At 63.5% G+C, this 14,409-nt stretch carries 12 protein-coding genes; 8 read left to right on the top strand and 4 right to left on the bottom strand.

Features of this window, described 5'->3' with window-relative positions; genetic code table 11:
* Nucleotides 1-46 precede the first annotated feature (46 nt).
* Nucleotides 47-709 carry a YggS family pyridoxal phosphate-dependent enzyme gene (locus FJ548_RS25590; RefSeq protein ID WP_140779336.1) on the bottom strand — a complete coding sequence of 221 codons (663 nt, stop codon included), beginning with the start codon at nucleotides 707-709 and terminating at the stop codon, nucleotides 47-49.
* Nucleotides 710-858: 149 nt separating this feature from the next.
* On the opposite strand from FJ548_RS25590, the gene leuS reads away from it, so the two are divergent.
* The 3 genes from leuS (at nucleotide 859) to FJ548_RS25605 (ending at nucleotide 6,995) form a co-directional block, all read left to right on the top strand.
* Nucleotides 859-3,483 (top strand): leucine--tRNA ligase, encoded by a 2,625-nt coding sequence (gene leuS, locus FJ548_RS25595; protein ID WP_140779337.1) that lies wholly within the window; start codon nucleotides 859-861, stop codon nucleotides 3,481-3,483.
* Nucleotides 3,470-4,048: an LPS assembly lipoprotein LptE gene (lptE, locus tag FJ548_RS25600; protein ID WP_140779338.1), complete on the top strand. Its 579-nt coding sequence runs from the start codon at nucleotides 3,470-3,472 to the stop codon at nucleotides 4,046-4,048. The genes leuS and lptE overlap by 14 nt, the downstream gene beginning before the upstream one ends.
* 334 nt (nucleotides 4,049-4,382) lie before the next feature.
* On the top strand, nucleotides 4,383-6,995 hold the full coding sequence (locus tag FJ548_RS25605; protein WP_140779353.1) for a DNA translocase FtsK: 2,613 nt from the start codon (nucleotides 4,383-4,385) through the stop codon (nucleotides 6,993-6,995).
* Nucleotides 6,996-7,173: 178 nt separating this feature from the next.
* Here FJ548_RS25605 and fsa read toward each other — a convergent pair whose 3' ends face one another.
* Nucleotides 7,174-7,830 carry a fructose-6-phosphate aldolase gene (gene fsa, locus FJ548_RS25610; RefSeq protein ID WP_140697902.1) on the bottom strand — a complete coding sequence of 219 codons (657 nt, stop codon included), beginning with the start codon at nucleotides 7,828-7,830 and terminating at the stop codon, nucleotides 7,174-7,176.
* A gap of 91 nt (nucleotides 7,831-7,921) precedes the next feature.
* Between fsa and FJ548_RS25615 the strand changes: the two genes are divergently transcribed.
* A complete protein-coding gene (locus tag FJ548_RS25615) occupies nucleotides 7,922-10,105 on the top strand; it encodes a primosomal protein N' (RefSeq protein WP_140779339.1) in 2,184 nt (727 codons plus the stop codon).
* A gap of 7 nt (nucleotides 10,106-10,112) precedes the next feature.
* Here FJ548_RS25615 and FJ548_RS25620 read toward each other — a convergent pair whose 3' ends face one another.
* Nucleotides 10,113-10,568, bottom strand: coding sequence for a type II toxin-antitoxin system VapC family toxin (locus FJ548_RS25620; protein ID WP_140779340.1), 456 nt, complete (start codon nucleotides 10,566-10,568; stop codon nucleotides 10,113-10,115).
* Complete coding sequence (locus FJ548_RS25625) at nucleotides 10,565-10,807, bottom strand: type II toxin-antitoxin system Phd/YefM family antitoxin (RefSeq protein ID WP_140697911.1); 243 nt, start codon at nucleotides 10,805-10,807, stop codon at nucleotides 10,565-10,567. Before FJ548_RS25625 ends, FJ548_RS25620 begins: the two co-directional genes overlap by 4 nt.
* Before the next feature lie 65 nt (nucleotides 10,808-10,872).
* Between FJ548_RS25625 and FJ548_RS25630 the strand changes: the two genes are divergently transcribed.
* From FJ548_RS25630 to atpA, 4 genes are all read left to right on the top strand, one after another.
* On the top strand, nucleotides 10,873-11,568 hold the full coding sequence (locus FJ548_RS25630; RefSeq protein WP_140779341.1) for an aspartate/glutamate racemase family protein: 696 nt from the start codon (nucleotides 10,873-10,875) through the stop codon (nucleotides 11,566-11,568).
* A 94-nt stretch (nucleotides 11,569-11,662) separates the two neighbouring features.
* Nucleotides 11,663-12,058 (top strand): DUF4345 family protein, encoded by a 396-nt coding sequence (locus tag FJ548_RS25635; protein WP_140612232.1) that lies wholly within the window; start codon nucleotides 11,663-11,665, stop codon nucleotides 12,056-12,058.
* Nucleotides 12,059-12,304: 246 nt separating this feature from the next.
* Nucleotides 12,305-12,865, top strand: a complete 561-nt coding sequence (locus tag FJ548_RS25640; RefSeq protein ID WP_140779342.1) for a F0F1 ATP synthase subunit delta — start codon at nucleotides 12,305-12,307, stop codon at nucleotides 12,863-12,865.
* On the top strand, nucleotides 12,865-14,394 hold the full coding sequence (gene atpA, locus FJ548_RS25645; protein ID WP_140697920.1) for a F0F1 ATP synthase subunit alpha: 1,530 nt from the start codon (nucleotides 12,865-12,867) through the stop codon (nucleotides 14,392-14,394). Before FJ548_RS25640 ends, atpA begins: the two co-directional genes overlap by 1 nt.
* Nucleotides 14,395-14,409: the final 15 nt, after the last annotated feature.

Consider the following 14,409-nt stretch of genomic DNA (forward strand, 5'->3'; position numbering starts at 1 on the left):
ATGGCATAATCCCATTTGGACACCGGTCGGGTTTTGTTCCCGAGGCTTATCTACTGCCGAAGATGGCCGAACCCACACGAACGCTGGTGGCACCGAAGGCGATTGCCGTCTCGTAGTCGCCTGACATGCCCATCGACAGTTTGGCAACGCCTGCCTCCCGTGCCAGCTTTTCCAGCAAAGCAAAATGCGGGCCCGGGTTCTCGTCGGCCGGCGGGATGCACATCAGGCCTTCGATGGCGAGGACGTGCACATCGCGGCAGCGGGTCACAAAGGCGACAGCATCGCGCGGTTCGATGCCGGTCTTCTGCGGTTCGGAGCCGGTGTTGACCTGGACGTAGAGCCTTGGCGCGCGGCCTTGCCTGGCGATCTCCTTGGCGAGTTCGGCGGCGATCTTTTCGCGGTCGACCGTCTCGATGACGTCGAACAGGGCCACCGCCTCCTTCGCCTTGTTCGACTGCAACGGACCGATCAGGTGCAGTTCGATATCCGGGAAAGCCGCTTTCAGGTCAGGCCATTTGCCTTGCGCTTCCTGCACGCGGTTCTCACCGAACACGCGCTGGCCGGTCTCGAGAACGGGCTTTATATCGGCGGCGTCGAAGGTCTTCGAAACAGCCACCAGCGTCACCGCGCCGGCTTCGCGACCGGCTTCCTGCTCGGCGGCGGCGATCTTCGCCTTGACCGCGAAAAACTGCTGAACGGTGTCGCCCATATGCAAATCCCGCTGTTTTGACCCGCGTTTTTGTCAGCCGCGATGCCCATATGGTTGACGGGTTTGCCAAACCATGGTGAACACCCGGACCACATTCCATGAACCGCCGGGCTTCGGCGGTCCGCATGCTTTTAAGTGAAAAACGTCCCATGGCAACCGAACGATACAATCCGCGCGCGTCAGAACCCAAATGGCAGAAGGCCTGGGCCGAAAAGAAGCTGTTCGAAGCGCACAATGACGATCCGCGTCCGAAATATTATGTGCTGGAGATGTTCCCCTATCCGTCGGGGCGCATCCATATCGGCCATACCCGCAATTATACGATGGGCGACGTGGTGGCGCGCTACAAGCGGGCCAAGGGTTTCAACGTGCTGCACCCGATGGGCTGGGACGCTTTCGGGATGCCGGCCGAGAACGCGGCGATGCAGAACAAGGTCCACCCCAAGGAATGGACCTACCAGAACATCGCCACCATGCGTGAGCAGCTCAAGGTCATGGGCCTGTCGCTGGACTGGGCGCGCGAGTTCGCCACCTGCGATGTCGACTATTACCACCGCCAGCAGATGCTGTTCCTCGACTTCGTCGAGAAGGGGCTGGTGACGCGCAAATCGTCCAAGGTCAACTGGGATCCGGAGGACATGACCGTGCTCGCCAACGAGCAGGTCATCGACGGGCGCGGCTGGCGCTCGGGCGCGCTGGTCGAGCAGCGCGAGCTGACGCAGTGGTTCTTCAAGATCACCGACTTTGCGCAGGATCTGCTGGATTCGCTCGACGGCCTCGACGAATGGCCCGAAAAAGTGAAGCTGATGCAGCAGAACTGGATCGGCCGTTCGGAAGGCCTGCTAATCCGCTGGCCGCTGGCCTCGGACGCTGCGGGCGAGCATGAGCTGGAAGTCTACACGACAAGGCCCGACACCATTTTCGGCGCCTCCTTCATGGCGATCGCCGCCGATCATCCGCTGGCTAGGAAGGCCGCCGAGACCAATCCGGCGCTGGCCAAGTTCATCGAGGAAGTGCGCCATATGGGCACTTCGGTGGCGGCGCTGGAGACGGCGGAGAAGAAGGGCTTCGACACCGGCATCCGCGTCGTTCATCCGTTCGACGACAGTTGGACGCTGCCCGTCTATGTCGCCAATTTCGTGCTGATGGAATATGGCACCGGCGCCATTTTCGGCTGCCCCGCGCATGATCAGCGCGATCTCGACTTCGCCAACAAATACGGCCTGCCGGTGGTGCCGGTGGTGATGCCGGAGGGCGAGAACCCGTCCGCGTTCCAAATTATCGACGTTGCCTATGTCGATGACGGCGCGATGATCAATTCACGCTTCCTCGATGGGATGAAGCCGAGCCAGGCCTTCGATGAGGTGGCGAAGCTCTTGGAGCAGAAGACGATCGGCAACCGGCCGATGGCCGAGCGCAAGGTGAATTTCCGCCTGCGCGACTGGGGCATTTCGCGCCAGCGCTACTGGGGCTGCCCGATCCCGATGATCCATTGCGAGCATTGCGGCGTGGTGCCGGTGCCGAAGGCCGACCTGCCGGTCAAGCTGCCCGACGATGTCGATTTCGACCGGCCGGGCAATCCGCTCGACCGGCATCCGACATGGCGGCATGTGAAGTGCCCGCAATGCGGTGGGGATGCACGCCGCGAGACCGACACGATGGACACCTTCGTCGATTCATCCTGGTATTTCGCCCGTTTCACCGCGCCCTGGGCGCATGAGCCGACCGACCCCAGGGCGGCCAATGAGTGGCTGCCGGTCGACCAGTATATCGGCGGCATCGAGCACGCGATCCTGCATCTGCTCTATTCGCGCTTCTTCACCCGTGCCATGCGCGAGACCGGCCATGTCGATCTGGCCGAGCCGTTCAAGGGCCTGTTCACGCAAGGCATGGTGGTGCACGAAACCTATCGTGTCGGCACGGCATCGAATGGCCGCTGGCTGGCGCCGACCGAGGTGCGGCTGGAGGATGTCGACGGCAAGCGCCGCGCCATCGACATCGCCACCGGCGAGGCGGTGACCATCGGCCCGCTCGAAAAAATGTCGAAGTCGAAGAAGAACACGGTCAGCCCGGAAGACATCACCGATGGCTACGGCGCCGACACGGCGCGCTGGTTCATGCTGTCGGATTCGCCGCCCGAGCGCGACGTCGAATGGACAGACGATGGCGCGGCCGGCGCGCATCGCTTCATGCAGCGCATCTGGCGCCTGGTGTCGACGGCGGCCGAGACGCTGGCAGGGGTCAAGCCTGCCGCGGCTGCCGCCAGCGAGGCGGGAGCGGTCTCCAAGGCGACGCACAAAATCCTAAAGGCGGTCGGCGAGGATATCGAGAAGCTCGCCTTCAATCGTGCCATCGCCCGCATCTATGAACTGGCCAATGCACTGACCACGCCGCTCAACGACGTGGCGGACGGCAAAGCCGACCAAGCGCTGCAAGGCGCCTGCCGACAGGCGGTGGAGATCCTGGTGCATCTGATCGCGCCCGTCATGCCGCATCTGGCCGAGGAGTGCTGGGAGACGCTCGGCGGCGCCGAACTGGTTGCCGAACGGCCGTGGCCGGTCTTCGATCCGGCGCTGGTCGTCGACAATGAAGTGACCTATCCGGTGCAGGTCAACGGCAAGAAGCGGGGGGATTTGACAATTGCCCGCGACGCGGACCAAGGTGCGGTCGAAAAAGCGGTATTGGCTCTCGACTTCGTGCAGAAAACACTTGAGGGTAAGGCTCCGCGCAAGGTGATCATCGTGCCGCAGAGGATCGTCAATGTCGTTGCCTGATCGGGAGAAGACAGAGCTGGGCCGTTTGCTGCGCCGCATCGCGTTGGCCGGCCTTGTCGGCTCGCTCGCGCTGGTTTCGGCCTGCACGGTGCGGCCGCTCTATTCCAGCGCGCCGCTGTCGACTGGCTCGACCGCCAATGCTGAAATGGCGTCGATCGCCATCAAGCCGGTCAGGACGCGTTATGCCCAGCAGGTGCGCAACAATCTGATCTTCGTATTCGGGCGCGGCGCCGGCGAACCGGCCTCGCCGCTTTATTCGCTCGATCTCGGCGTGACCGAAGCCGTCGAATCCTCGGCTCTCGTGCAGGTCGGAACCGATGAGGACGAGCCGACCGCCGGTTCGGTGACGCTCACCGCCGGCTATACGCTGACCGATGCGAGAACCGGCGCCGTGATCGCTGTCGGCAAGCGGGCGATTACCTCGTCCTTCGACAAGCCGCGCCAGGAATTTGCCTCCTACCGGGCGCAGATCGATGCCGAGAATCGCGCCGCGCGCGAACTGGCCGAAGCCCTGCAATTGTCGATCGCCCAGGATCTGGCCCGGCACGGCAAGGCAGCTGGCTAGAGCTCTCTGTCTTTACGCAATTCCGGACGGAAAGCCGTTACGCACTTTTCCTGGAATTGCTCTGGCGCCAGTCTTCGTTTTCGGAAAAATACCGTCTCAATCCTGGTGCTCGGACCGCTCGCGACGGCCAAGAGCCGAACCCTTCCGTTCACCTTTTTTTGCCGGCGCGTATGTGCGAGTGGGTGATCGTGGATGGCGATCATTCGCTCGAATCCGGATCGTTCGACATCGTCGCGAAAGATACGTTTCGGACGCTCCAACGGCGCTGACGGGAAGCAACTGTTAACCACTCGCTCCCTATTGCTCAGCAGACGTTTCAGAGTGAGTCTTGAGCATGGAATCCAAGCGTTTTCCTCGGGTCAATTTATCGAAGTCCGCTTCGCCCGATGATCCCGAGGGTGAGCGTTTCAACGGCATGAGCGACAAGGGGAACGGCCAGCGTTCCGGCGCGGCCAGGGTCGGTTCTCCGCCGCCGCCTGTTGATCTCGGCGGCAACGAAAGCCCGGCATGGCAGGAGTATTTCTTCCTGGCCCCCAATGTGCGCTTTACGCGCACGCCGGACTATGAGGCCAGTCCACGCCATCCGCCGCTCGACCAGGCTGCCACCATGCAAAACGAACGGCTGGGGCAACCGGCGCCGCCAACCATGGCGCGATCCGCCTCGGCGCTCCAGGCAGCCTCGTCCTTGTCATCGCCGATGAAAAACCGGAGCCCCGCTCCAGACGCTGCCCGGGCGCCCGCCGGCAACAGAGCCTTGATCCATGAAAGGCAGCCTGCCCCGCCCGTGGCATCCGTTTCACCAGGGCGTGCCGGCGATAAGGCGCGGGTTGTCGCACCGACGGGTCCGCGGACGGCCGCAATGGCACGTGCATCCGGATCAGCAGCTTCTGCTCCGGGAACGACGGCGGCACCGGTCAAGACAACAAGGCGCGAGACTGTCCGCTGGCCCTATCTGTCGGATCACGTCTTCTTCGAGCTCATGGCGCCTTACATGATCGAAGGCCCGGTGCCGGCGCCGCAGGCCGTCCCGGCTTCGCGCCCGCTAGCGCTGGCTGTCGCCGGCCGGGTGGACATTCGCCGCGCGCCGACGGCCGATCCCACCGCCTTATTCCGCGTCATCGAATGCCTGCCGGGCCTGCAAGCTCCACCCGCCTTGCCGGATGTCCGTCCGGCCAATTCGAACGAAGCCGCGGTTCAGTCGGTGGCGAACAGCGCCCCGCAGGAGGTTCAGGCGGCGGGTGCAATTCCGGTCGCTGCCAGCAAGGCCGTTCCGGCGCAGGTCGGGCAAGGGGCGGAGGAGGCCGTCTCGGCTCCAGCCATGCGCGGCTCTTCGCCGCTGCCCATGGTCGGCAAGATTGTGCCGGCCACCACTGGCGAAGCATACGAACTTCCCTCGGAAGAGCTGCTGCAGCAGCCACCGGAAGGGCAGGGCTTCTACATGTCGCAGGAGCGGCTCGAGCAGAATGCCGATCTTCCGGAAAGCGTACTCGAGGATTTCGGCGTGCGCGGCGAGATCATCCATGTCCGCCCCGGTCCGGTCGTTACCCTCTACGAGTTCGAGCCAGCGCCGGGCGTCAAATCCTCCCGCGTCATCGGTCTCGCCGACGATATCGCCCGTTCCATGTCGGCTGTTTCGGCGCGCGTCGCCGTCGTGCCCGGCCGCAACGTCATCGGCATCGAGCTTCCGAACGAGACGCGCGAAACCGTCTATTTCCGCGAGCTGATCGAATCCCAGGGTTTTCGCAAGACCAGCTGCAAGCTGGCGCTATGCCTGGGCAAGACCATCGGCGGCGAGCCGGTCATCGCCGAGCTGGCAAAGATGCCGCATTTGCTGGTCGCCGGCACCACCGGCTCCGGCAAGTCGGTTGCCATCAACACCATGATCCTGTCGCTGCTCTACCGGCTGAAGCCGGAAGAATGCCGGTTGATCATGGTCGATCCCAAGATGCTGGAGCTCTCCGTCTATGACGGCATCCCGCATCTTCTGACGCCTGTCGTCACCGATCCCAAGAAGGCCGTCACCGCGCTCAAATGGGCGGTGCGCGAGATGGAGGACCGCTATCGCAAGATGGCGCGGCTCGGGGTGCGCAACATCGATGGCTACAATGAGCGCGCCGCCGCTGCCCGCGACAAGGGCGAGACGGTCGTCATGACGATCCAGACGGGTTTCGAGAAGGGCACCGGACAGCCGCTCTTCGAGCAGCAGGAGATCGACCTGGCGCCGATGCCGTACATCGTCGTCATCGTCGATGAGATGGCCGACCTGATGATGGTCGCCGGCAAGGAGATCGAAGGCGCCATCCAGCGCCTGGCGCAGATGGCGCGCGCGGCCGGCATCCACCTGATCATGGCGACGCAGCGCCCGTCCGTCGATGTCATCACCGGCACCATCAAGGCCAACTTCCCGACCCGCATCTCTTTCCAGGTGACATCCAAGATCGACAGCCGCACGATCCTGGGCGAGCAGGGCGCCGAGCAGCTGCTCGGCCAGGGCGACATGCTGCACATGATGGGCGGTGGGCGTATTTCCCGCGTGCATGGCCCCTTTGTTTCCGACGCGGAAGTCGAACATGTCGTGGCGCATCTGAAGGCACAGGGCCGCCCCGAATATCTGGAAACCGTGACGGCCGACGAGGATGAAGAAGAGGACGAAGTCGACCAGGGAGCGGTCTTCGACAAGGGATCCGTTGTCGCCGAGGACGGCGATTCCAGCTATGACGAGGCGGTCAAGGTGGTGTTGCGCGACAAGAAGTGTTCGACGTCCTACATCCAGCGTCGGCTTGGCATCGGTTACAACCGCGCCGCTTCCTTGGTCGAGCGCATGGAGAAGGAAGGATTGGTCGGCGCGCCCAATCATGTCGGCAAGCGCGAGATCATCATGGGGCGGCGCCCGCCGGTGGCCGCGCCTGACGATGACGGCGCGGAGCAATCGGCAGGCTCGCCTTGATCCGCAGTTCATGAAAAAGGCCAGTTGCCCGGCCTTTTTCATGAAATCGAATGGCTTTGGAACAGTTTACGTTTCTCGGAAACGGCTAACCGCTCTCACTCTTTGTTTTGACGCAATTTCCAAGGGAAAGCGCTATGCGCTTTTCCCGGGAAAACCGTTTCACACTTTCTGGAATTGCTCAGCCGATCTTCTGGCCGGTCTTGGCCCAGTCGGCGAGGAAGGCGGCGAGGCCCTTGTCGGTCAGCGGATGGTTGACCAGCGCCTTCAGCGTCGCCGGCGGGGCGGTGATGACGTCGGCGCCGATCAGAGCCGCCTGCTTGACGTGGTTCACCGTGCGCACCGACGCGGTCAGGATCTCGGTCTGGTAATCATAATTGTCGTAGATCTGCCGGATCTCCTGGATCAGCTCCATGCCGTCCGAGCCGGTGTCATCGATGCGGCCGACGAAGGGCGAGATGAAGGACGCGCCAGCCTTGGCGGCGAGCAGTGCCTGATTGGCCGAGAAGCACAGCGTGACGTTGACCATGCGGTTCATCTCGGTGCGGATCGTCTTGCAGGCCTTCAGGCCATCGAGCGTCAACGGCACCTTGATGCAGACATTGGGCGCGATCTTGGCCAGAACCTCGGCCTCCGCCATCATGTCCTTGTATTCGGTCGCCACCACTTCGGCCGAAACCGGGCCTTCGACGATGTCGCAGATCTGCTTGGTGACGTCGGCGATCTTGCCGCCGGATTTGAGAATGAGAGACGGATTGGTGGTGACGCCGTCGAGCAGCCCCAGGTCGTTGAGCTCACGGATATCCTTGATGTCGGCGGTATCGACAAAAAATTTCATGGCGGTCTCCTGACGATTTCCTCGTGCTTGGGAAAGGCACGTTCAGCGTTACTCTTTGATCTAGACCAAAGTCGGGGCAAGGTCACGCCTCATGAGTGAAGATTCGCCCTTTGTCTCGGCCGCACCGGTGCTGGTGCCGATGCCGGCCGAACGCCCCTACACCTATGCCGTGCCGGCGGGCATGCGCGTCGTGCCGGGTTCGATCGTGCGCGTGCCGCTCGGGCCGCGCCAGGTCGCCGGCATCGTCTGGGATGGCGCGGTCGAGAAGGTCGATGCGAAAAAGCTGCGCCCGATCGAACAGGTTTTCGACTGCCCGCCGATCGACCGTGCCATGCGCCGTTTCGTCGACTGGGTGGCGCAATACACGCTGTCGGCGCCTGGCATGGTGGCGCGCATGCTGCTCAGGGCGCCGGAGGCTTTCGATCCCGAACCCTGGATCGAGGGGCTGCAGCGAACCACCGCCGTTCCCGACCGGATGACGGATGCGCGGTCGCGCGTGCTGGAGACGGCGGAGGGCGGTCTTGCCTGGACGCGTTCCGGGCTGGCGCATGCCGCCGGCGTATCGCCGACGGTGATCGAAGGGCTCAAGACGCAAGGCGTGTTCGAGACGGTGATGATCCCGCCGCGCCCGGTCGTGGCCGCGCCTGATCCGAACTATGCCGTGCCGGAGCTGATGCCGGACCAGAATGATGCCGCCTCGATGCTGCGCACCAATGTCGCGGCCGGTGCCTTCAATGTGGCGCTGCTCGACGGCGTCACCGGTTCGGGCAAGACGGAGGTTTATTTCGAGGCGGTGGCGGCGGCCCTCGACCAGGGCAAACAGGTGCTGATCCTGCTGCCGGAAATCGCGCTGACCCACGCGTTTCTGGAGCGCTTCCAGCGCCGCTTCGGCGCCAAGCCGGCCGAATGGCATTCGGACCTGCCGCCCAGGACGCGCGAAAAAGTCTGGCGGCAGGTGGCGGAAGGCCGCGTGCGCGTCGTTGCCGGCGCGCGCTCGGCGCTGTTCCTGCCGTTCAAGGAGCTTGGCCTGATCGTCGTCGACGAGGAGCACGACCCCGCCTACAAGCAGGAAGACCGCGTCTTCTACAATGCGCGCGACATGGCCGTGGTGCGCGGCCACATTGGTGGCTTTCCGGTGGTGCTGGCATCGGCCACGCCATCGGTCGAAAGCCGGGTCAACGCCAGCCAGGGCAAATACAACAGGGCTGTTCTTTCCGCCCGCTTCGCCGAGGCGGCATTGCCCGATCTCAAATCGATCGACATGCGCCGCGCGCCGCCGGCGCGTGGCGGCTTCCTGTCGCCGGTGCTGATCGAGCATATGCGCCGGACACTGGAGAAGAAGGAACAGTCGCTGCTGTTCCTCAACCGGCGCGGCTATGCGCCGCTGACGCTGTGCCGTGTCTGCGGTCACCGTTTCGGCTGCCCGGTCTGCTCGGCCTGGCTGGTCGAGCACCGCTTTCGCGGCCAGCTGGTCTGCCACCATTGCGGGCACAATGAGCGCCGCCCCGAGGCTTGCCCCGAATGCGGCACGCTCGATCATCTGGTCGCCTGCGGGCCGGGCGTCGAGCGCATCGCCGAGGAGGTCGTCACGCATTTCCCCGACGCGCGCACCATCGTCCTGTCGTCGGATCTGATGGGCGGCGTGCGGCGGCTGCGGTTGGAACTGGAGGCGATCGCCGATGGCGAGGCCGATATCGTCATCGGCACGCAGCTGGTCGCCAAGGGGCACAACTTCCCCAACATGACGCTGGTCGGCGTCGTCGACGCCGACCTCGGTCTCGCCAATGGCGATCCGCGCGCCGCCGAGCGCACCTTTCAACTGCTCAGCCAGGTGACCGGCCGCGCCGGCCGCACGGGCAAGAAGAGCCTCGGCCTGCTGCAGACCTTCCAGCCCGACCATCCGGTGATGCGGGCGATCGTCTCCGGCGATTCGGAAGCCTTTTACGAGCGCGAGATCGCCGAGCGCGAACGGGCTGCCTTGCCGCCCTTCGGACGGCTCGCCGGCGTCATCGTCAGCGCGGTGACGCGAGCGGAGGCCGAGGGCCATGCGCGCGGCCTGCGCCGGGCGGCGCCCGAAGCGTCGGACCTGTTCGTGCTCGGGCCGGCCGAAGCGCCGTTGTCCCTGCTCGGCGGCCGCCATCGCTTCCGGCTTTTGATCCAGGGCGAACGGCGGGCCGACATGCAAGGTTTCATCCGCGCCATGCTGGCCAATGGCCCGAAACAGCGCGGTTCGGTCCGGGTGCAGGTCGATATCGATCCGCAGAGCTTTTTGTGAGAATGGATCAGTCGGGGCCTGGCGGATCTTGCAGTATATTCCAGCACCCAACATCAAGCGCTTCAAAGTGCCTGACGTTTGCCGTAAGCACGGTAAGCTCATTGGCTGCCGCCGTAGCAGCGATCAGTATGTCCGCCAAGCCCGAGTTCTTGCCTTTCGCAGAGCCCGCTTCCTCCATTCGGCCCGCTCTTCGCGCTATGTCGGCATTGATCCCCAGAATTTGATCCGCGAATTCTTCAATGGTGTCATTGAGCCAGACAGCGAGGTTCTCGGCGCGCTTTGATGCCCCGGCACGATCGAGCTTGCGTATGCCTTTCTCGATTTCGGTGATAGCAATAACCGGTATGAAGAGCGTTTGCTGTTCACCTTGCGATACGATCCAATTGGCAATGTCTTTCGCAAGTGGCAGCCTGCCGGGCGCGAACGCCGATAAGATGGACGTGTCGAGAAGATAGCCGCTCAAAGATCGATATCCCGCGACGGTGACTCATTCCTTTCCAGCTCGATCCCTCCCGGGTAGCTCAGAAGAAACTCCCCGAAGTTTCGACGCTTGGCTGGATAAAGCTTTTGCAAGTCCTTGACCGAAACGACAGCCGCTGCTGGCTTACCGTGCTTTGTGATAATGGTGGGCTCGCCGCTCTCCGCGGCCTCGACGAGTGCCGAGAACCCTGCCTTGGCTTCCCGAACCTGCATTGTTTTCACGGCAATCTCCTTGTGGTCTCTTGTGGTCATAATATAGGAATTGCACGGTAAAGGAACAGCCCGTCATGAAAACCCTTGGCCTGCTCGGCGGCATGAGCTGGGAATCGACCGCCATCTACTACCGCCTGCTGAACGAGATCGTGCGCGAGCGCCTTGGCGGGCTGCATTCGGCGAAACTGCTGCTCTGGTCGTTCGATTTCGCCGAGATCGCCGAGCGGCAGCACCATGGCGACTGGGATGGCGCCGGCGTGCTTCTCGTCGAAGCGGCGCGCAAGCTGGAGGCCGGCGGCGCCGAAGGGCTGCTTTTGTGCACCAACACCATGCACAAGCTGGCCGACCAGGTGCAGGCGTCCATATCCATCCCGCTGATCCACATCGCCGATGCCACCGCGGTCGCGATCAAGCGCGCCGGCATGCAGCGCCCGGCGCTGCTGGCGACGCGGTTCACCATGGAGCAGGATTTCTACAAGCGCCGGCTCACCGACGAATATGGATTGCAGCCGCTGGTGCCGGACGCGGCCGGTCGCGACATGGTCCACCGCGTCATCTATGACGAGCTCTGCCAGGGCATCGTCACCGACGTTTCGAAGGCGGCCTATATCGCCGAGGTCGAGCGTCTGCGCCGGGAAGAGGCCGCCGACAGCCTCATCATGGGCTGCACCGAGATCACCATGCTGATTGGCCGCCGCGATTTCGACATTCCGGTCTTCGACACGACGCGCATCCATGCAGAGGCGGCAGTGCAATTCGCGCTCGGTTGATGCGCTTGGCCTAAAGTGCCTGGAGCCATCTGGCGCGGCGCTTTACCTCAGCTAGAATGTCAAAAATTTCAAAGCAGGCGTTTCGAGGGACAAGATGGATTTTGCGTTTCCATGGCCGACGAGCCAGGGCGAGTGGCTGGCCTGGTCGAGCGCCGTCGTCACAGTGCTGCTGGGCTTGCTGTTTTTCCTGGCGCCGGGCGTTGCCTTCCGCATCCTGCGCCTGCAGGCAAGGCCGGAGAAGGCAGCGGCAATCGCCGAGGGGCGCGGCAGGATGTCGGGCTTTTATCTCGGCGTCGGCCTGTGCTGCGTCCTGCTCGCGCAGCCATTGGTCTATATGGCGCTCGGCTTCTCGTGGCTGTTCACCGCCTTTGGCCGCCTGCTGTCGATGATGTCGGATGGCGCAAACACACCTTTCAATTGGGTTTCCATTGTGGTGGAATTAGCCTTGGCGGCATTGCCGCTCGCCTTTGCCTTCGGCTTTGTGCCCTGAATCCAGAGGGATCGCGGTGCCGGAGGCGTCGATCTTTCGCCGGATGCGACAATAGTGCCTGAAAACCATGCGGAACGACGCATTGCGGTCTTAAAATGCCTGTGCTAGACGGCAATCGACTTTCGGCCGGGGATAGCGGAAGCCGCGCCTCCGTGCTTGAAAAAATGAAGTAAGGTCAAAGATTTAGCCAGAGTTTTTACTCGCGCCAACAATCTGCGGCCTGTCAGACAAGAGAAAAGACGGTCCGTGGCTCAATCGTCATCGCCAATCTCAGGTGTCGCAGAACGCTATGCGGGTTCGCTGTTCGAGCTCGCGCTGCAGTCAAATTCCGTTGCCAAGGTCGAAGCCGACCTCAATAGTTTCGAAGCGATGCTCGCCGGTAGCGCCGACTTGGCGCGGCTGATCAACAGCCCGGTGTTTTCCAGTGAAGACCAGGCCAAGGCCATCGCGGCGATCGCCGACAAGGCGGAGATTACCGGGCTGACCGGCAATTTCCTGCGCGTCGTCGCCAAGAACCGCCGCCTGTTCGCGGTGCCGGGCATGATCAAGGCGTTCCGCCAGATCGCCGCCGAGCATCGTGGCGAGACGGCCGCCGAGGTGACGTCGGCGCACGCGTTGACCGCTGACCAGGAAGCCGAACTCAAGGCGGCGCTGAAGAGCGTTGCCGGCAAGGACGTTGCCATCTCCGTCACCGTCGATCCGTCGCTGCTTGGCGGGCTGGTGGTCAAGATGGGCTCGCGCCAGATCGATACGTCGCTCAAAACCAAACTCAATTCGCTCAAGCTTGCACTGAAAGAGGTCGGCTGATGGACATCCGCGCCGCGGAAATTTCCGCAATTCTGAAAGACCAGATCAAGAATTTCGGCAAGGAGGCCGAGGTCTCCGAAGTTGGACAGGTGCTGTCCGTCGGTGACGGTATCGCCCGCGTCTACGGCCTCGACAATGTCCAGGCCGGCGAAATGGTCGAATTCCCCGGCGGCATCCGCGGCATGGCGCTCAATCTCGAAGCCGACAATGTCGGCGTCGTCATCTTCGGCGCTGACCGCGACATCAAGGAAGGCGACACCGTCAAGCGCACCGGCGCCATTGTCGACGCGCCTGTCGGCCCCGGCCTGCTCGGCCGCGTCGTTGACGCGCTTGGCAACCCGATCGACGGCAAGGGCCCGATCAAGGCGACCGAGCGCAGGCGTGTCGACGTCAAGGCGCCCGGCATCATCCCGCGCAAGTCGGTGAACGAGCCGATGTCGACCGGCCTCAAGGCCATCGACGCGCTGATCCCGGTCGGTCGCGGCCAGCGCGAGCTGGTCATCGGCGACCGCCAGACCGGCAAGACCGCGATCATCCTCGACACGATGCTCAACCAGAAGTCGGTGCACGACAACGGCCCCGAGAAGGAAAAGCTCTACTGCGTCTACGTCGCCGTCGGCCAGAAGCGCTCGACCGTCGCGCAGTTCGTCAAGGTGCTGGAAGAGCGCGGCGCGCTTGAATATTCGATCATCGTCGCCGCCACCGCTTCCGATCCGGCGCCGATGCAGTTCCTGGCGCCGTTCACGGCCTGCACCATGGGCGAATTTTTCCGCGACAACGGCATGCATGCGCTGATCAGCTATGACGATCTGTCGAAGCAGGCCGTCGCCTACCGCCAGATGTCGCTGCTGCTGCGCCGCCCGCCGGGCCGCGAAGCCTATCCGGGCGACGTCTTCTACCTGCACTCGCGCCTGCTCGAGCGCGCCGCCAAGCTCAATGACGATCTCGGCGGTGGCTCGCTGACGGCCCTGCCGGTCATCGAGACGCAGGCCAACGACGTGTCGGCCTACATCCCGACCAACGTGATCTCGATCACCGACGGCCAGATCTTCCTCGAAACCAACCTGTTCTTCCAGGGCATCCGTCCGGCCGTCAACGTCGGCCTGTCGGTGTCGCGCGTCGGCTCCTCGGCGCAGATCAAGGCGATGAAGCAGGTCGCCGGCTCGATCAAGGGCGAGCTCGCGCAGTACCGCGAAATGGCGGCCTTCGCGCAGTTCGGCTCGGATCTCGACGCCGCCACGCAGCGCCTGCTCAACCGCGGATCGCGCCTGACCGAGCTCCTGAAGCAGCCGCAGTTCTCGCCGCTGAAGACGGAAGAACAGGTCGCGGTGATCTTCGCCGGCGTCAATGGCTATCTCGACAAGCTGCCGGTCAACCAGGTCGGCAAGTTCGAGCATGGCCTGCTCAGCCACATGCGCTCGGCCGGCAAGGACGTTCTCGACGCCATCCGCAACGAAAAGGCGCTGTCGGACGATCTGCGCGCCAAGCTCAAGGCCGAAATCGACGCTTTCGCCAAGACCTTCGCCTGAGCGAAGCGCCAATCC

This window comes from Mesorhizobium sp. B2-4-17, from assembly GCF_006441275.1.
Classification (GTDB): Bacteria; Pseudomonadota; Alphaproteobacteria; order Rhizobiales; family Rhizobiaceae; genus Mesorhizobium.